Source organism: Sphingomonas sp. UV9 (assembly GCF_004101245.1).
GTDB lineage: Bacteria > Pseudomonadota > Alphaproteobacteria > Sphingomonadales > Sphingomonadaceae > Sphingomonas.
On record NZ_SCIN01000001.1, the window covers coordinates 579,377 to 596,670 of the forward strand.

Sequence of the window (17,294 nt, forward strand, 5' to 3'; positions counted from 1 at the left end):
CCCCCCGTCACCCCGGACTAGTTCCGGGGTCCACCGTCCCGCACGCTCGCCGGCCGATGAATGCACGGAACCGTGGATGCCGGAACGAGTCCGGCATGACGGAGTACAGGACCGGATGGGCACGATGACCACGACGACCCTCCTCCCCGACCCAACCTCCCCCCTATCCCGCGAATCCGCCCGCGAAGCGTTCGCCGACATCCTCGACGCGCGCGCCAGCGACGACGCGATCGCCACCTTCCTCATCGACCTCGCGACCCGCGGCGAAACCAGCATCGAGATCGCCGAGGCCGCGCGCGCCCTCCGCAACCGGATGCTCCCGATCGACGCCCCCGCCGGCGCGATCGACGTCTGCGGCACCGGCGGCGACGGCCATCACACGTTGAACGTCTCGACCGCCGTCGCCCTCGTCGTCGCAGCCTGCGGAATCCCCGTCGCCAAGCACGGCAACCGCGCTGCCTCCAGCAAGGCCGGCGCCGCCGACACGCTGGAAGTCCTCGGCCTCGACATGGACCGCGCCGGCGCCACTGCCGAGGCGAGCCTCAACGACATCGGCATCGCCTTCCTGTTCGCTGCCAACCACCACCCGGCGATGAAGCGCATCACCCCGATCCGCCAACGCATCGGCAAGCGAACGATCTTCAACCTGATGGGCCCGCTCGCCAACCCGGCCGGCACCACCCGACAGCTCATCGGCATCGCGCGCCCCGATTACGTCGCGCTCTACGCCGACGCGCTCGAACAGCTCGGCACCGAAGCCGCGCTCGTGGTTTCGGGCGAAGAAGGCTTGGACGAACTCTCCGGCGCCGGCCCCAGCATCGTCGCCTCGGTCGGCAGAGTCACGCTGCCCGCGCGCGTACAACCCGAAGACGCCGGCCTCACCGCCCACGCGATCACCGACATCCGCGGCGGCGACGCAGGCCACAACGCCGACGCACTCCGCCGCCTGCTCAAGGGCGAGACCGGCGCCTACCGCGACGCAGTCCTCCTCAACGCCGCCGCCGCCCTGATGGTCGCCGGCATCGTCCCCAATCTTGTCGAGGGCGCAGCGAAAGCCGCCACCGCCCTCGACACCGGCAGCGCCGACGCGCTGCTCGCCCGCTGGATTGCCTACTGACATGACAATGCTCGACCGTATCCTCGAGACCAAGCGCGCCGAAGTCGCCGCGCGCAAGGCGACCATCAGCCTCGCCGATATCGACGCCGGCATCGCCCGCATGTCGAAACCACGCGGCTTCCGCGCCGCACTCGACGCCAAGCAAGGGTATGCGCTTGTCGCCGAGATCAAGAAGGCCAGCCCGTCGAAAGGCCTGATCCGCGCCGACTTCGACCCGCCGGCACACGCCCGCGCCTACGAGGCCGGCGGCGCCGCGTGCCTGTCGGTCCTCACCGACGAGAAGTGGTTCCAGGGCGCCGACGAGTATCTCGCCGCCGCGCGCGACGCCGTCTCGATCCCCGTCCTGCGCAAGGATTTCATGGTCGACCCGTGGCAGTCGACCGAGGCGCGTGCGATCGGCGCGGACTGCATCCTGATCATCGTCGCCGCGCTGGACGACGTGCAGATGGCCGAGATCGAATCGTCCGCGCTCGACTGCGGCATGGACGTGCTGGTCGAGGTCCATGACGCGCACGAAATGGAGCGCGCGCTGAAACTCAAGTCGCGGCTGATCGGCGTCAACAACCGCGACCTGCGCGACTTCACCGTCGACTTCAACCGCACCTACGAGCTTGTCAGCCGCGCGCCCAAGGACTGCACCTTCGTCGCCGAAAGCGGCCTGACGTCGCGCGCCGAACTCGACGCGATGGCCGAGCACGACATCCGCTGCTTCCTGATCGGCGAAGCGCTGATGCGCCAGGACGACGTCGAAGCCGCCACGCGCGTGCTGGTCGGCGAAATGGGGGTCGGATGACCGGCCTCACGCACATCGACGAAGCCGGCGCGGCGCGGATGGTCGACGTCGGCGGCAAGGCCGTGACCGCGCGCGAAGCCGTCGCCACCGGCCGCATCACGATGTCGGCCGAGGCCGCGACCGCGATCGGTGCCGGAACCGCCAAAAAGGGCGACGTCCTGGCGGTCGCCCGCGTCGCCGGCATCATGGCCGCCAAGCGCACCAGCGACCTGATTCCGCTCTGCCACCCGCTCCCGCTCACCAAGGTCGAGATCGACCTGGCGGTGGACGCAACCGGCGTCACCGCCACCGCGACCGCCTCGACCGAAGGCAAGACCGGCGTCGAGATGGAAGCGCTCACCGCGGCCACCGTCACGCTGCTGACGATCTACGACATGGCCAAGGCGATCGACAAGACGATGATCCTCTCGGATATCCGCGTCGTGGCGAAATCAGGCGGCAAATCCGGCACCTGGACCGCCTGAACCCAAGCCCTCTCCCCAACGGGGAGAGGGAAAGACGCCGCAGGCGGCGAGGGTGAGGGCACGGCCAGCAGACCCGAACGCAACCCTAGTCCATCGACCAATCATGGTTCTCGACAATGGTCGACTCCACCGGCCGCCCCGCCGCATCGAGCGACGGATCATAGCGAAACCGTTCTTCGATCAACCGGCACGTCAGGCCGTCCAGAACCCCGCTCCCGCTCGACCGCGTCACCCGGCAATGCGAAACGCGCCCGCTAACCTCGACGGTATAGCGCACCGACACGATTCCCCGCAGCCCCGTCTCCGCGGCATCGCTCGGAAAGTCCGAATCCTTCAACCGCCCCTTGCGCCACCGCGGCGGAGTCTCCTCGCCCCCGCCGCCATCGCCGTCGCCATACCCCCCGCTGCCGGTGCCATTCCCCTGCCCACCGCTCCCGGTCCCCGGCCCGCGCACAGGCGCCGCCCCCGCGGTCGCCTGCGCGCCGACGCCAGCCTTTTCGGCAACGACCACCGGCGGCGGAACCACGATCGGCACCACCGGCGGCGGCGCGACCAGCTCGGTCGCCTTGGATTTGAGATTGGGCGGCGACGCAGCCCCCTGCGGCTTGCGGCTCGGCGACGGCCGCGGCTTGACCGTCTCGACGGGCGGCGGCGGCGGCGGCGGCGGCGCCACCCCGAACACCTTGAGCGCCTCCCCGACCGCAGCCGGCATCGGCACCGCCAGCCCAAAGATCAGCGCATAGCCCAGCACCCCCGGCACCACGAATGCGCCGATCGCGGCGGCGACCCTGTCTTTCCTCGGCGGTTCGATCGCGATCATGATATTGATATGGTGCCCGTTTAATCCGCGACAACGGCCCCAGGGCGATGAACGGGCGCTGGCTGGGCATGGTCCGGCAGCCCCAAACACCACCCCGGCGAAGACCGGGGGTCCAATTGGGAAGGTCCAAGCGATAACGAGCGACGCCTCCCCAACCGTGTTTCCCCGCGCAGGCGGGGACCCAGCCTGGGCTCTCGCCTTCGCGGGAGAACAAGGGAGCGGTCCCTAACCTCTGATATCGATCTGGGCACGCAAAGCGCTTCCCCACCGCCCCCAAAGCAAACATCGACCTGTCCTACACGCCCAACCCATGGCAAGGCAGCCCGCATGCCGACGCACCCCGCCCCCCTCCTGCTCGAACCGACACCAGAGCGCCGAACCACACCCCCGAAAAACTGCTCCCAGCGTCTGCACTTTCTATACTTCACTCGCCAAACCCACGCAAAACCGGGCCTTCTCGCATGACCGACCTCGTCCCCGTCGCCGAAGCGCAAACCCGCCTGTTCGCCATGGCCCCCCGCGTCGCCACCGAGACCGTGCCCTTGCGCGAAGCCGCCGGGCGCTGGGCCGCAGACGACATCCTAGCCCGCCGCACGCAGCCCGCCGCCGACCTCTCGGCGATGGACGGCTACGCGATCCGCTTCGCCGACTTGCCCGGCCCGTGGCGCGTCATCGGCGAAAGCGCCGCCGGCCGCCCCTTCACGGGCACCGTCGCTAAAGGCGAGGCGACCCGCATCTTCACTGGCGCCGCAATCCCCGACGGCGCCGACACCGTGATGGTCCAGGAGGAAGCCGAACGCGATGGCGAGACGCTGATCCTGGCGGGCGAAGGCCCGCCCACCTTTGGCCGCAACACCCGCCGCAAGGGCCTCGACTTCACCACCGGCAGCCGCCTCATCGCCGCCGGCGACCGCCTCACGCCCGCGCGCATCGCCGTCGCTGCGACCGGCGGCCACGGCAGCCTCACCGTCAACCGCCGCGTCCGCGTCGCGGTGGCGGCGACCGGCGACGAACTCGTCCCCCCCGGCTCGGCCACCGACGGCGTCGCGCTGCCTGAATCCAACGGCATCATGCTCGCCGCGATGCTCGCCGACCTGCCTGTCGAAATCATCGACCTCGGCATCCTGCCCGACCGGCTCGACGTCCTGCGCGACGCGTTCGCGAGCGTCGAGGCGGACCTGCTCGTCACCACCGGCGGCGCGTCGGTCGGCGACCACGACCTTGTTCGCCCGGCGATCGCGGCGGCCGGCGGGACAATCGATTTCTGGCGGATCGCGCTGCGCCCCGGCAAGCCGATGATGGCCGGTCGGATCGGCGAGATGATGGTGCTCGGCCTGCCCGGCAACCCCGTCTCCGCGTTCGTCACCGCGACGCTCTTCGTGAAGCCCGTCGTCGCGTACATGGCCGGCGCGCGCGATCCACTTCCCCAGGCGACGCACGCGCTGCTCGGCGAAGACCTGCCCGCCAACAACCCGCGCACCGACTATCTGCGCGCCGAACTGCGCGACGGCCGCGCCTACGCGTCGACGATCCAGGACAGCTCGATGCTGCTCACCCTGGCGCGCTCGACCTGCCTGATCGTCCGCCCCGGCAATGCGCCGATCGCAAAGGCAGGCGAATCGGCGGAAATCCTCGTCATCGGGTGATCTGGCCGCTTGACGGCGTTAATTATGTTCCATAGAAGTTCCTCGTCTGTTCCGGACGGAGAACCGCCATGCTCACGCGCAAGCAGCACGAACTCGTGTGCTTCATCAACGATCGCCTCAACGATACCGGCGTCTCGCCGTCGTTCGAGGAGATGAAGGACGCGCTCGACCTCAAATCGAAATCCGGCGTCCACCGCCTGATCAGCGCGCTTGAGGAACGCAACTTCATCCGCCGCCTGCCAAACCGCGCGCGCGCACTCGAAGTGCTGCGGATGCCCGAGCGTCCGGAAAAGAAGACGCCCTCCAAGCCGTCGAACGTCAAGTCGGCCCCCGTCGCCGCGACGCCGCAGCCCGCCAACGACGTGATCGAGATCCCGCTGCACGGCCGCATCGCCGCCGGCGTCCCGATCGAGGCGTTCGAAGGCAGCACGATGCTCGCCGTCCCCGCTGCGCTTCTGGGATCGGGCGAACATTACGCGCTCGAAGTGTCGGGCGACTCGATGGTCGAAGCCGGCATCCTAGACGGCGATTATGCGCTCATCCGCCGCACCGAAACCGCGCGCGACGGGGAGATCGTCGTGGCGCTGATCGAGGACAGCGAGGCCACGCTGAAATACTTCCGCCGCGAAGGCGCGATGGTCCGCCTCGACCCCGCTAACCGCGCCTACGACCCGCAACGCTACGCCCCGGCCCAGGTCCGCGTGCAGGGCAAGCTTTCGGGCATCCTCCGACGCTACGACTGAGCCGCTGACGTCAACGAGAAATTACCGAGTCTCCGCGTGAGCGTCTTCGCTCGGCGCGTGGAACGACAGCAATTTTGTTCACACGAAGGCGCAAAGGCCCGAAGATGGCGTGTTTGGGTCGGCGTCTATCCGCCTTCCCATGCCGTCGGCACATTAGCATAATTCTATCGCTCATTCAGCCGACGGGGCGTCCCGAATGGCATCACTGTTTCGCCTTTGCGCTTTCGCGTGATCACTCTACTTTCTGGTGGCGTCGATCGGCGCGGAACGCGGGTGCGACGTCGTAGAATCGAGAATGGCGCGGTCTATACGGATGTGCGGTGCGCTGGATGACAGGTGGATCGCGCCAGGGGTGGCGGTCGCCAGCGTTCAGGACCGTTACGACGGTCCCGGTCCCCAAAGTGAGAGCGACGCCCCCTGTACGCCGAAGCACGCGGCGGTCCAGTATCAGCCACCGGGGTACGCAGCGTTTCGGCAGACCGCGTTCACTGACGACGACGTCGGCATTGCGACAGGCGGCCAACAGGTCGGAGATGGGGACCATGTACGCGCTGCGGGTCGCGAGAATTCGCCACATCCGTCCCCGTGCAACAATGTCGGTGACACACAGATCACGGCTGCACCGTGCATCGGGTTGGTCCGCCAGCAGAAGCGGCTCGCCCTCCACGCCGCCATTCTCGGCAAGCATGTCGCGCGTATAGTCGCCCGCCCGGTCGCGCAGCATCGCGAGCCCTGCGGCCGTTCGTACTACGACATGCCGACCGTCGCCCGTGATGAGGACATCGGGCGCAGGCGTCGTCAGTGCCCAGATCGCCCCGACCGCGAGCGGCACCATCCCGAGCCTTCGCCACCGCGTACGCCACAGCGCAATCCAAATCCCCCCGACGATCATCAGTGCGAACGCGGCCGTCGGCATTGCGGGCAAGGACCGCACCGAACCTGGCGCGTCGGCGACGATATGCGCAAGCCACAGCAACGCATCGAGTGATCGCTGCACCAGCCACCAGATCGGCGCACCCAGGCCGCCGGTGTCCAAGAGCAGCGCCAGTACCTCCAAAGGCATCACGACGAACGTCGTCAGCGGAATCGCGACGATGTTGGCGAACGCGCCGTACAACCCGGCTTTATGGAAGTGATACACGGCGATCGGCATCAGCGCGAATTCGACCAGCAGTCCGGTTAGCAACAACGACGCCACGCCACGCGCCAGCTTGCGCCCTCGCCCCTCGTCGTGCGGGCCGAAGAAAGTGCGGATCACGGGATGTTCGTGCAGCGCCATGATCGCGGTGATCGCCGCGAACGACAGCTGGAAGCTCGGTCCTGCTGCCGACTCGGGCAAAACCAGCATGACGCACGCAGCACCCGCCGCCACGAGCCGCAACGTCATCGCTTCGCGCCCCATTGCCAGCGCTGCCAGCACGAGCAGCGCGGCCACGCAGGAGCGGATCGTCGGAACCTGGCTGCCGGTCAGCAGCGTATAGCCGATTGCCGCTGCCGCCCCGGCCAGCGCCGCGATCAACGGCAACCGCGCATGCAAAGCCAGCCACGGACTGAGCGCCAGCAGTCGCAGCACGATCAGCATCGTCGCGGCCACCGCAGCCGTGATGTGCAGCCCGCTTACTGACAGCAGATGCGCGAGTCCCGCCCGCCGCATCGCTTCCGAATCCGCCTCGCTGATCGCGCCGACGTCGCCGGTCGCAAGCGCGGCGGCGATACCGCCTGCGCTGCCGTCAAGGCGCGACACGATGTGGTGCGACAGCGCGACGCGGATGCCGGCGCCCGATCCGCTCGGCGTCGTGACCATGACGGGTGCGAAGCCGCGGCCCGTCGCGCCGATTCCGCCGAACCACGCGACGCGGGCGAAGTCGTAGGCGCCCGGCACCGCGGGGAGAGGCGGCGGCATCAGCCGCGCCCGCAACTGGATGACCGCCCCCGTCCCCAACAGCGGCGGTGCATCCCTCTCGGCCAGATTGACGCGGACGCGGTACGGCAAGGCGACCGGCTGCCCGTCGGTTTCCACACCCTTGCCCACCGGCAGCACCGTCAGCCGGACCAGTTTCCGCGCCACCAGCGGCTCGATCGCCTCGACCTTGGCCGAGAAGCTTGCGATCGTCGGGCCACCCAGCACCGGCCGCGCCACCCATTCCGACCGCGCCCAGATCAGCCCCAGCCCCAATGCCGTCGTCAGCAACCCGATCGCCAGCGCCCGCGCCGCTCGCCCGCCCTGTCCCACGGCCAGACAGGCCAGCCCGCTAGCCACGAGCAGAAGCATCGCAAGGCACCACGCGGCTGCGTCCGGCAGCGCGAACCACAATGCGATCCCGCCGCCCAGCATCACCGGCAGCCACAACACCAGTTGGTCGCGCTCCGCCTCCAGCCAGCGCTCGACCGCCAGGCCCGTGCCCGCCCCCCATGACGGTACGCCTATTTGTCGCCGCCAAGGACGCATGCTAGGGGCGGCGACGGCTGTTCCGGCCATCGTTTCTCCATCGTTTCTTCAGTCTGGGAGCACCCGCGGTTGGGCGCAATATCTGATACGGGCACCGCCAACTCGGCCGCACCCGTCGTTACCCGTTTCGCTCCGTCGCCGACGGGGTTCCTGCATCTTGGCGGCGCGCGCACCGCGCTGTTCAACTGGCTGTTCGCAAAGGCGAACGGGGGCAAGTTCCTGCTGCGGATCGAGGATACCGACCGGGTCCGCTCGACCCAGCCGGCGATCGACGCGATCATCGACGGGATGCGCTGGCTCGGGCTCGACTGGGACGGCGACGTCGTCATGCAGTTCGCCGGCGCCGACCGCCACGCGCAGGTCGCGCACGAGATGGTCGCCAGCGGCCACGCCTATCGCTGCTACATGACCGCCGAGGAAATCGCCGCGATGCGCGCCGAGGCGCAGGCCGCGAACAAACCGCTCCGCATCCGCAGCCCGTGGCGCGATCGCCCGGCGAGCGAGGCCCCCGATCTTCCCCATGTCGTCCGCCTGCGCGCGCCGCAGGAGGGTGCCGTCACCATCGAGGACCGCGTCCAGGGCGCCGTCACGGTCCGCAACGAAGAGATTGACGACCTCGTCCTGCTCCGTTCGGACGGCACGCCGACCTACATGCTCGCGGTCGTCGTCGACGATCACGACATGGGTGTCACGCACGTCATCCGTGGCGACGATCATCTCAACAACGCGTTCCGCCAGTTGCCGATCTACCGTGCGATGGGCTGGCCCGAGCCGATCTACGCGCACATCCCGCTGATCCACGGCCCCGATGGCGCCAAGCTGTCGAAGCGTCACGGCGCGGTCGGCATTGAGGCCTACCGCGACGAGATGGGCATCCTGCCCGAGGCGTTCGACAATTACCTGCTCCGCCTCGGCTGGGGCCACGGCGACGACGAGATCATCAGCCGCGAGCAGGCGGTCGAATGGTTCGACCTGTCGGGCGTCGGCAAGTCGCCCTCGCGCTTCGACCTCAAGAAGCTGGAAAATCTCAACGGGCATTACATCCGCGAAGCCGACGACGCGCGGCTGGCACAGCTTGCCGCCGATCGCCTGGGTCACGGTTTGCCCGACGGCGGATTGGAGCTTCTGACTCGCGCGATGCCGGTCCTGAAGCCACGTGCAGCGAACCTGAACGAACTGGCCGAGGGCTCGAATTTCCTGTTCAGCCAGCGCCCGCTTGCGATGGATGACGCCGCAGCGAGCCTTTTGCAGGGTGAAGCGAGTGCGATTTTGACGAATGCGCATGCCGAACTTGACGCGCTCGACAAGTGGGATACGGAAGCGCTCGAAGGCGCGGTACGGCGCGTGGCCGAAGCACGAGGCGTAAAACTCGGGCAGGTCGCACAGCCCCTTCGCGCCGCGCTGACCGGTCGCAAGACGTCGCCGGGAATATTCGATGTGCTCGACCTGCTCGGGCGTGACGAGAGCCTCGGTCGGATCGCCGACCGGATGGCAGACTGATAAGATTTCGAGGAAGGATACAAGCATGAGCGAGACCGCAAACCTCAAGGTCGACGGCAAGGATTTCGATTACCCGGTCATGTCCGGAACGGTCGGCCCCGATGTCATCGATATCCGCAAGCTGTACGCGCAGACCGACAACTTCACTTATGATCCGGGTTTCACGTCGACCGCGTCGTGCCAGTCGAAGCTGACCTATATCGACGGCGACGCCGGCACATTGCTGCACCGCGGCTACACGATCGGTGAACTGGCCGAGCAGTCGAACTTCATGGAAGTCGCCTATCTGCTGCTCAACGGCGAACTGCCAAGCGCGGACGAGCTGGCGAATTTCTCGAACACGATCACCCGCCACACGATGGTGCACGAGCAGCTCGCGCAGTTCTTCCGCGGCTTCCGTCGCGATGCGCATCCGATGGCGATCCTGTGCGGTGTCGTCGGCGCGCTATCGGCCTTCTATCACGATTCGACCGACATCCACGATCCGGCACAGCGCGTCATCGCGTCGCACCGCCTGATCGCCAAGATGCCGACGATCGCCGCGATGGCGTACAAGTACAGCGTCGGCCAGCCGTTCGTCTATCCGGACAACACGCTGAGCTACACCGGCAATTTCCTGCAGATGACGTTCGGCGTGCCGGCCGAGAAGTACGTCGTGAACCCGATCGTCGAAAAGGCGATGGACCGCATCTTCATCCTCCACGCCGATCACGAGCAGAACGCGTCGACCTCGACCGTCCGGCTCGCCGGCTCGTCGGGTGCCAACCCGTTCGCGTGCATCGCGGCCGGCATTGCCTGCCTGTGGGGTCCCGCGCATGGCGGCGCGAACGAAGCCGCGCTCAACATGCTGCATGAGATCGGTACCGTCGACCGCATCCCCGAGTACATCGCGCGCGCCAAGGACAAGAACGATCCCTTCCGCCTGATGGGCTTCGGTCACCGCGTCTACAAGAACTACGATCCGCGCGCGGCCGTCATGCAGACAACCGTCAAGGAAGTGCTCGGCGAGCTGGGCGTCACCGACCCCGTGTTCGACGTCGCGATCGAACTCGAGCGTCTCGCGCTCAGCGATCCGTACTTCATCGAGAAGAAGCTGTTCCCGAACGTCGATTTCTACTCGGGCGTCATCCTGTCGGCGATCGGCTTCCCGACCTCGATGTTCACCGTCCTCTTCGCGCTTGCCCGCACCGTCGGCTGGGTCGCGCAGTGGAACGAGATGATCACCGATCCCGACCAGAAGATCGGCCGTCCGCGCCAGCTGTACAGCGGCCCGACTGCGCGCGACTACGTCCCGATGGCGTCGCGCTAATGACGACGCTCCGGCCGATCCTGATGGTCGTCGGCGTGCTCTGCGCGCTGATGGGTCTGCTCTGGATCGGCCAGGGGCTCGGATACGTCCATTGGCCGCAGTCGAGCTTCATGCTCGACCAGCGGCCATGGGCGGATCGCGGCGCATTCCTCGCCGCGTTCGGTTTAGCGCTGATCCTGGTGGCGCGCCGGATCCGCCGGTAACGTCAACACGAACCGCGCGCCTTGACCGGGCGCGCTTTCAACCGTGAGATCCCCCTGCATCGCCCGCGCCAGCCGCCGCGCGATATACAGGCCGAGCCCGTTGCCGCCGGCCTCCGACGGATCGACCCGCTCGAACTTTTCGAAAATCCGTACCTGATCCTCGGGGGCGACACCCTTGCCCTTGTCCGCCACCACGACAACCGCGTCGCTTTCGGTACGTGTCACGGTGACGATCACCTGTGCGCCACGCGGCGAATAGCGCACCGCGTTGCCGACCAGATTGACGAGGATCTGCAACACGCGCCGGAAATCGCCAAGCGCCGCGACGCGCATGTCGACCGGCGGTCGCGCGATCGTGACATCGGCATTGGCCGCGCGGACCGACAGCAACCCCGCTGCGCGACGCGTGACATCGGCAAGGTCGATCGGCTCGGGTAGCAGCGTGAAATCCGGCCGCTCGACCGCCTGGAGATCGACAAGATCATCGACCAGTTCGAGCAGATGGCGCCCGGCGCTGGCGATATCCGCCGCGTAATCGGCGTAGTCGCCCTGCACCGGGCCATCCGCCTGCGCATTGATGCTGTCGGCGTTGGCGACGATCCGCGCGAGAGGAATGCGCAACGCCTTGTCGAGCCCGCTCGTGAAGGTCGGCGAGAGCGTCGCGGTTTCGGCCGGTGGGGCGACGTCTTCGACGACCATCCGCGCCGTGCCGACGAAGCCTGCGAAATCCCCCGAGGCGTCATGACGCACGGTCGCGGTCAACGTCACCGCCCGCCCCGAACTCCGCAACCGCGCCGGTTGCGCCGTCATCGGCCGTCGACGTGCCAGCGAATCGAGTATCGGCAACGTCCCGTCCGCTCCGGCATCGAGCGCGAACATCGCCGTCAGCGGCTGACCGAGCAACGCGAACGCGTCGAAGCCATGCTTCGGCCCCGCATCCAGCGTCACGAACGTCAGCCGCAACGCCGCGTCGGTTTCCCACCGCCAATCGGTGTCGCTGCCGAGAAAGATTTCGTGCGTATCGGGCGAAGGTCGGGCCGGGCGCCACGCGGCGATTTCGCGCCAGCCGCTCACCGTCAGCCGGACATTCTCGCCGTCCGGCTGCGCGCGCACCCAGAGGTCCACATCGGTCTCGTCGTCCGCAACCACCACGCCACGCGACACGACGATGCCGAGCCGCCGCGCCAGCCGGGCGATGGTCGCCAGCTGCGGGACGGCGAGCGGCGCGCCGCGCATACCGCCGGCACGCTGGTTGAGCGCGATCAGCGCCGGGTCCGCAAATGCCAGCGATCCGTCGGGCGCGACGATGGCATGCGCGATCGGGCTCTCGGTCGATGGATCGAACAGACTCATCGCCGTTCCGTACGCGCCAGTGCGCGCAACGCCATCCGAAAATCGCGGTTCAGCGCAAGCGGCGCGACCGACGCGCGCGCATCCTCCACGCCGATCGAGACGATCGCGTCGAGCGCGTCGGCGAACTGTTCGATGTCGCGCCGCGGATCCGCCTCGGACAGAGCAAGGCCGATCCTGGCGATCGTCGGCCGATCCATGTCGAGGGCGCGCAAGGCCAGCCAGAGCCGGTCGCCCTCGGGGTCCAGCGTGATCGCCCGCGCCTGATCGAATGCGATGCCCAGCGCATGCGCCAGCACCGCGACGAACAAGGAAAGCCGCCGGTCGCCGATCGACTCGACCAGCACCGCCGGCAACTCATTGGGGCGCGCATCGAGCGCCGCCGCCAGCCGTGTCGCCACCGCATCGGGCCGCTCGCCCTCGTCATGCGCCGCCAGACCGCGCTGTGCCGCGTCGGCGATCGCGCGATCGCTCTCGCGGGTCGCCGACGTCAAGCCGTCACGGATCGCCGCGGCCACCCACCAGACCAGTCGGTGATGCAGTTCGGCGGGCAGTTCGCTGCCTCCGACCATAGCCTGCTCGTTCGCCACCCGCCGCCGGCTTTCGGCCGCGAGCAACGCCGAGGCTGCCGAGGCCACGACGCTGTCGGGCACACCGGCCAGTCGCACGAGCAGGCTTGCCTCGTCGGGTTCGGCCACCTCGACCGGCAGCGCGGCCGCGATCAGATCGTGGCGGACGCGCGCGATCAGTTCGTCCATCAGGTCTTCGTCACGCAGCAGGCCCGCGCGTGTGAGGCGTTGCAGGACGGTGCCTACCCCCGCCTTCAGGATCGCCTCGCCTGCCTGCGTCGCACCGACACCGGCCAGCAACCGCGCCGCATGCCGCCGGATATCCCATTCGATCGACCCGACGATCGCACAGAGAACCTGTGCCAGCATCAGCCGCGTGCGATCGTCGATCCGTGCGTCCGCATCGAGGAAAAAGTCGGCGATCGTGCCGGCCAGCCGAGTCTCGGCGCGCAGGCGCGCAGCCTCGCCTCGCTGCACTGGATCATAGGACGGCATAGCGTCTTGCATCGTTGGGCCGACCGACATGATCCCGTGCTTAGCCCCCGGTCGTTAAGGTACGCCTAAGGCGCGCGACGCAATCGTTCGATTGCCGCCGCCAGCGTAGCGGTCGCGTAGACCGCCGTCACGCCCAGTCCGAATACCGGAAAGCCGATCAACGCGAACACAGCGACCACCAGCAGATAGGCCGCCGGGCTGCCCCACCACAGCCGTCGTTCGCGCTCGAGTATCGCGCGCTCGGCCAGTCCACCGATCGCGACCGTCGCGGTGCCGATCGCCAGCGCGGTATTGTCGCCCGCATAGCCGCTGACGAAGAACGCGAAGACGAGAATCGCCGCTGCGACGACGCCTGCGATCGCGAGCGTCTGCCAGCGCGCCATCGGTGCCTCGTCGCGAAGGCCGCTCAACACCGAGCCGAGCGCCAGCGCGATACAGCCGACCAACGCTACCACCAGCCCGATCGACGACAGCCCGACGCCTATCGTGACCAGCCCGGCGACGCCCAGCGCCAGCCCGGCCGCACCGACGGTCGTCCCCGCTGCGCCACGATCGACCAGCAGCGGCAATGCCAGCCGCGCGATCGGCGCGAGCACGAAGCGATCGAACCAGCCGCGCCGCCCCGACACGATCGTCATCAGCACGGCGCGCCCGCGCTCCTCCAGCGTCCGCGCCTGCCGCTCGATCCCGTGCCCGCCGCGCACCGCGTCGGTCGGGAGCAGGACATGGATCGCGCGCGACTGCACCGCCAACCGCAGCAGCGACGACTGGAGGTCGTAATCCTGTGGCAACGCGGCCACCTCGGCGATCCGGCTCGAACTCAGCCGCGCGACACCGGCCCATGCCATCTGCCCGCCGACGCGCTCGAACCCGGGCCCCGCATCGCCTTCCGGCACGACGAGCAGGCAATCGCCCTCCTCGTCCGCCATCGCCTTGACGATCGCCTCGGTGGTGACCAGTCCGTCGCCCAGCATCAGCACGCGCGCGAGCGGATGGAGTTTCTCGACCGCCTCGGTCGCGGAGCGCACCGTATCGACGCTCACGCCGCGCCGGCCGATGCGATTGATCGCGCCGAGCAGTTCGGGAGTCATCCGCGCGACGACGACGATCACCTGCGACACCCCCGCCGCGATCAGCAACCGCGCCTGGTACTCGATAAGCGTGACGCCACTGAACGGCAGGGTCGCGGCCAGACGATCGGGACGATCGTCGGCGTCGTGTATTGCAAATAATAGACCGGCAAGCATCGCAGGCTGTTAGGCGGTACACGCCGTCCTGCAAAGCCCGCGTTCGGCCAAACCACCCCGCATCATGGTTCGGTTCGACGTTACGGGCGATAAACTCTCCGGCCGAGAGGACTAAACCCTCCGCCTTGCGGCGAATTAATTGCACGTACCGACAGCCGCTCCTGTCGATGCCGCCACGATCATACGCTGTGTCGCCCCGCTTACCGGACGGATGTTCGCCGAACCGTCGCATCATCCGTTTTGTCGGGCGGCAATCCATGATACTTCCGATGTTCATGAACGGGGGTTCGTCAATGATCGGGTTTCGCGCGTCGGCAGGCAATGCCCATCCCATTCGCGCGGATATCGTGATGGATCCGGTGATAGAAGATATGTCCGACGCCGTCACCGAGCCGACTTTCGACGAGGTCGATCAAGACCCTGTGCGCGAACGCGGACCTCTTTACGCCGGTATCGCAGTCGGTGTCGTGATCGTATGGCTCGCCGCCATGCTCTGGCTTGCACGTGGTTCGCTGGCGACGATCGAACCGGTCGTGCTCGTCCAGTTCATCGCCGCTCTTTGTGTCGTCCCCGCGCTCGTCGGCATCGTCTGGCTGCTCGCGATGCGCACCAGCCGTACCGAGGCGCACCGCTTCGGTGTCACCGCCCAAGCCATGCGCGACGAAGCCGCCAGCCTGGAACGGACGGTCGCCGCACTGTCGAACACGATCGACGCCAACCGCGCACAGCTCGCCGAGCAGCTCGACACGCTCATGACGATGGGCAGCGGCGCGACCGAACAGCTCGCGGCGATCGGTCGCGGCATGGTGTCCGAAATCGACCAGGCCGCGGCGCACGCGCGTAATCTCGCCACCTCGACCGCGGGTGCGCAGACCAGCCTGGGGGTCCTGATCGCCACCCTCCCCCGCGCCCAGGCGGACATCGACGATGTCGCCAAGCGCCTCGAACGCACCGGTCTGTCGGCCAGCGAACACGCAGCCGCGCTCGACGCGCAGATCGTCGCGCTCGCCGAACGCGGCCGCGATGCCGACACGATGGCGAGCGGCGCCGCGCAACGCCTCGCCGCGCACATCGTCCGCATGGAGGCGACCAGCCAGACCGCGGGCGCGCACCTCGAATCGGTGACCGACGGCATGTCCGGCGCGGTCGATGCGCTGCTCAACCGGACCGCCGACGCGGTCGACGAGGCGCGCAAGGGTATTGCCGCACAGGGCGACGCGATGCTGGCGATGGTCGGCGCGAACCAGGCCGCGCTCGACAGCGCCGCGCGCGACAGCGCCGAAGCGCTCGCCCGCCGCATCGCCACCGTCGAGGACGCGATCGAACGCGTCGCGATCCGCCTCGACCTGCAACGCAACGCCGGCGACCGGATCGTCGACGACCTCCACACCGGACTCGGCGAAGTCGAGGCACGGATCGAGGCGCTCCACCGCCACGGCACCGAACGCACCCAGGGCCTCGCCGCCTCGATCAGCGCGCTCGGCGGCTCGGCCGATGCGATGACCGAAGCGTTGCGCAGCGGCGACGAGATGGCGCACCGGACCATCACCACGACCGAAACGCTGCTGGTCGCGCTCGACGCGGCCGCGCGTGAGATCGACGAGACGATGCCCGAGGCGCTGGGGCGGCTCGATTCGCACGTCCTCGCCAGCAAGAACATCGTCGTCTCGGCGCGGCCCGAGCTGCTCGCGCTGGTCACTGCTGCGGAGAGCACACACGACGCGATCGAGGCGATCGCCGGCGTCATCGGCGAACAGCGCCAGGTGCTCGATACGCTGTCGACCGATCTGCTCAACACGCTCAATACCGGCCGCGCTAAGGCCGATGCGCTCGGCCAGATGGTCGACGAGGCGATCGGCCGGACGCAGCATTTCGCCGAGGACGCCGCGCCGCAGCTGATCGAAGCGCTGCATCGCGTCCGCGAAACCGCCGCGGTCGCGGCCGACAAGGCACGCGAGACGCTGTCGAAGGTCATTCCGGAAGCCGCAGCCGCGCTCGGCGCGGCCAGCGCCGACGCGATGCGCCGCGCAACCAACGACACGGTAGAGCGACAGGTCAAGGCGCTCACCGACGCCACCGACGCAGCCGTCGAGGCCGCGACTGGCGCGACCGAACGCCTTGCGCGCGAAGTCGAGGCGATCGTCGGCCAGACCGCGATCGTCGACACGCGGATCGAAGAGGCGCGCGCCGAACGCGACGATGCCGACCGGGACACCTTCGCCCGCCGCGTCTCGCTGCTGATCGAATCGCTCAACTCGGCCTCGATCGACATCACCAAGGCGATCGCCCCGGAAATCTCCGACAGCGCCTGGGGGGCGTACCTCAAGGGCGACCGCGGCGTCTTCACGCGCCGCGCAGTGCGGATACTCGATGCGAGCGAAGTGCGCGAGATCGCCGGTCTTTATGATAACGACGAAGCGTTCCGCGAGATGGTCAACCGGTACATTCACGACTTCGAATCGATGCTTCGGGCGATCCTGACGCAGCGCGACGGCTCGCCGCTCGGGGTGACCTTGCTGTCGTCGGACATGGGCAAGCTGTACGTCGCACTCGCTCAGGCGATCGAGCGGCTGCGCTGAGGCGGCAAGC

Annotated in this window: 14 protein-coding genes; 9 read left to right on the top strand and 5 right to left on the bottom strand. The window is 68.2% G+C overall.

Features of this window, described 5'->3' with window-relative positions; all coding sequences use genetic code 11:
• Window positions 1-124 precede the first annotated feature (124 nt).
• From trpD to moaC, 3 genes are read left to right on the top strand one after another with little or no spacing between them, the layout of a single operon-like run.
• Window positions 125-1,117, top strand: coding sequence for an anthranilate phosphoribosyltransferase (trpD, locus tag EQZ23_RS02335; protein WP_128452858.1), 993 nt, complete (start codon window positions 125-127; stop codon window positions 1,115-1,117).
• 1 nt (window position 1,118) lies between these two features.
• Window positions 1,119-1,910, top strand: a complete 792-nt coding sequence (gene trpC, locus EQZ23_RS02340) for an indole-3-glycerol phosphate synthase TrpC (protein ID WP_128452859.1) — start codon at window positions 1,119-1,121, stop codon at window positions 1,908-1,910.
• A complete protein-coding gene (moaC, locus tag EQZ23_RS02345; RefSeq protein WP_128452860.1) occupies window positions 1,907-2,374 on the top strand; it encodes a cyclic pyranopterin monophosphate synthase MoaC in 468 nt (155 codons plus the stop codon). The genes trpC and moaC overlap by 4 nt, the downstream gene beginning before the upstream one ends.
• A gap of 85 nt (window positions 2,375-2,459) precedes the next feature.
• Here the strand turns inward: moaC and EQZ23_RS02350 are convergent, their stop codons facing one another.
• Window positions 2,460-3,194, bottom strand: a complete 735-nt coding sequence (locus EQZ23_RS02350) for an energy transducer TonB (RefSeq protein ID WP_128452861.1) — start codon at window positions 3,192-3,194, stop codon at window positions 2,460-2,462.
• Window positions 3,195-3,655: 461 nt separating this feature from the next.
• Here EQZ23_RS02350 and EQZ23_RS02355 point away from each other — a divergent pair, with 461 nt between their 5' ends.
• Together EQZ23_RS02355 and lexA are read left to right on the top strand one after the other, a co-directional pair.
• Window positions 3,656-4,840 carry a molybdopterin molybdotransferase MoeA gene (locus EQZ23_RS02355; protein ID WP_128452862.1) on the top strand — a complete coding sequence of 395 codons (1,185 nt, stop codon included), beginning with the start codon at window positions 3,656-3,658 and terminating at the stop codon, window positions 4,838-4,840.
• 68 nt (window positions 4,841-4,908) lie between these two features.
• Window positions 4,909-5,583 (top strand): transcriptional repressor LexA, encoded by a 675-nt coding sequence (gene lexA / locus EQZ23_RS02360; protein ID WP_128452863.1) that lies wholly within the window; start codon window positions 4,909-4,911, stop codon window positions 5,581-5,583.
• A 232-nt stretch (window positions 5,584-5,815) separates the two neighbouring features.
• Here lexA and EQZ23_RS02365 read toward each other — a convergent pair whose 3' ends face one another.
• Window positions 5,816-7,918 (bottom strand): ComEC/Rec2 family competence protein, encoded by a 2,103-nt coding sequence (locus tag EQZ23_RS02365; RefSeq protein WP_240663333.1) that lies wholly within the window; start codon window positions 7,916-7,918, stop codon window positions 5,816-5,818.
• A 183-nt stretch (window positions 7,919-8,101) separates the two neighbouring features.
• On the opposite strand from EQZ23_RS02365, the gene gltX reads away from it, so the two are divergent.
• Genes gltX through EQZ23_RS02380 form a run of 3 tightly spaced genes read left to right on the top strand, consistent with a single transcriptional unit; the run spans window position 8,102 to window position 11,044 of the window.
• Window positions 8,102-9,532 (top strand): glutamate--tRNA ligase, encoded by a 1,431-nt coding sequence (gltX, locus tag EQZ23_RS02370; RefSeq protein ID WP_240663143.1) that lies wholly within the window; start codon window positions 8,102-8,104, stop codon window positions 9,530-9,532.
• Between the two features lie 25 nt (window positions 9,533-9,557).
• The gene (locus EQZ23_RS02375; protein ID WP_128452864.1) at window positions 9,558-10,841 is read left to right on the top strand and encodes a citrate synthase; all 1,284 of its coding nucleotides are present in this window, start codon (window positions 9,558-9,560) and stop codon (window positions 10,839-10,841) included.
• The gene (locus EQZ23_RS02380) at window positions 10,841-11,044 is read left to right on the top strand and encodes a hypothetical protein (protein ID WP_056478923.1); all 204 of its coding nucleotides are present in this window, start codon (window positions 10,841-10,843) and stop codon (window positions 11,042-11,044) included. Before EQZ23_RS02375 ends, EQZ23_RS02380 begins: the two co-directional genes overlap by 1 nt.
• On the opposite strand, the gene EQZ23_RS02385 is transcribed toward EQZ23_RS02380, so the two are convergent.
• From EQZ23_RS02385 to EQZ23_RS02395, 3 genes are read right to left on the bottom strand one after another with little or no spacing between them, the layout of a single operon-like run.
• A complete protein-coding gene (locus EQZ23_RS02385) occupies window positions 11,006-12,397 on the bottom strand; it encodes a HAMP domain-containing sensor histidine kinase (protein ID WP_128452865.1) in 1,392 nt (463 codons plus the stop codon). The genes EQZ23_RS02380 and EQZ23_RS02385 overlap by 39 nt on opposite strands.
• Window positions 12,394-13,488 (bottom strand): DUF2336 domain-containing protein, encoded by a 1,095-nt coding sequence (locus EQZ23_RS02390; protein WP_128452866.1) that lies wholly within the window; start codon window positions 13,486-13,488, stop codon window positions 12,394-12,396. The genes EQZ23_RS02385 and EQZ23_RS02390 overlap by 4 nt, the downstream gene beginning before the upstream one ends.
• A gap of 35 nt (window positions 13,489-13,523) precedes the next feature.
• Window positions 13,524-14,705: a hypothetical protein gene (locus tag EQZ23_RS02395; protein WP_128452867.1), complete on the bottom strand. Its 1,182-nt coding sequence runs from the start codon at window positions 14,703-14,705 to the stop codon at window positions 13,524-13,526.
• A gap of 371 nt (window positions 14,706-15,076) precedes the next feature.
• On the opposite strand from EQZ23_RS02395, the gene EQZ23_RS02400 reads away from it, so the two are divergent.
• Window positions 15,077-17,284, top strand: a complete 2,208-nt coding sequence (locus EQZ23_RS02400; RefSeq protein WP_240663145.1) for a hypothetical protein — start codon at window positions 15,077-15,079, stop codon at window positions 17,282-17,284.
• The last annotated feature ends 10 nt before the right edge of the window (window positions 17,285-17,294 follow it).

What these genes read in the sequence shown, in the direction of transcription:
- EQZ23_RS02380 (WP_056478923.1), top strand. Translation starts at nt 10,841, where the DNA reads ATGACGACGCTCCGGCCGATCCTGATGGTCGTCGGCGTGCTCTGCGCG.
- lexA (WP_128452863.1), top strand. Translation starts at nt 4,909, where the DNA reads ATGCTCACGCGCAAGCAGCACGAACTCGTGTGCTTCATCAACGATCGC.
- EQZ23_RS02355 (WP_128452862.1), top strand. Translation starts at nt 3,656, where the DNA reads ATGACCGACCTCGTCCCCGTCGCCGAAGCGCAAACCCGCCTGTTCGCC.
- EQZ23_RS02375 (WP_128452864.1), top strand. Translation starts at nt 9,558, where the DNA reads ATGAGCGAGACCGCAAACCTCAAGGTCGACGGCAAGGATTTCGATTAC.
- trpC (WP_128452859.1), top strand. Translation starts at nt 1,119, where the DNA reads ATGACAATGCTCGACCGTATCCTCGAGACCAAGCGCGCCGAAGTCGCC.
- EQZ23_RS02395 (WP_128452867.1), bottom strand. Translation starts at nt 14,705, where the DNA reads ATGCTTGCCGGTCTATTATTTGCAATACACGACGCCGACGATCGTCCC.
- moaC (WP_128452860.1), top strand. Translation starts at nt 1,907, where the DNA reads ATGACCGGCCTCACGCACATCGACGAAGCCGGCGCGGCGCGGATGGTC.
- trpD (WP_128452858.1), top strand. Translation starts at nt 125, where the DNA reads ATGACCACGACGACCCTCCTCCCCGACCCAACCTCCCCCCTATCCCGC.
- EQZ23_RS02390 (WP_128452866.1), bottom strand. Translation starts at nt 13,488, where the DNA reads ATGTCGGTCGGCCCAACGATGCAAGACGCTATGCCGTCCTATGATCCA.
- EQZ23_RS02350 (WP_128452861.1), bottom strand. Translation starts at nt 3,194, where the DNA reads ATGATCGCGATCGAACCGCCGAGGAAAGACAGGGTCGCCGCCGCGATC.
- EQZ23_RS02385 (WP_128452865.1), bottom strand. Translation starts at nt 12,397, where the DNA reads ATGAGTCTGTTCGATCCATCGACCGAGAGCCCGATCGCGCATGCCATC.
- EQZ23_RS02365 (WP_240663333.1), bottom strand. Translation starts at nt 7,918, where the DNA reads ATGCTGGGCGGCGGGATCGCATTGTGGTTCGCGCTGCCGGACGCAGCC.
- EQZ23_RS02400 (WP_240663145.1), top strand. Translation starts at nt 15,077, where the DNA reads ATGTCCGACGCCGTCACCGAGCCGACTTTCGACGAGGTCGATCAAGAC.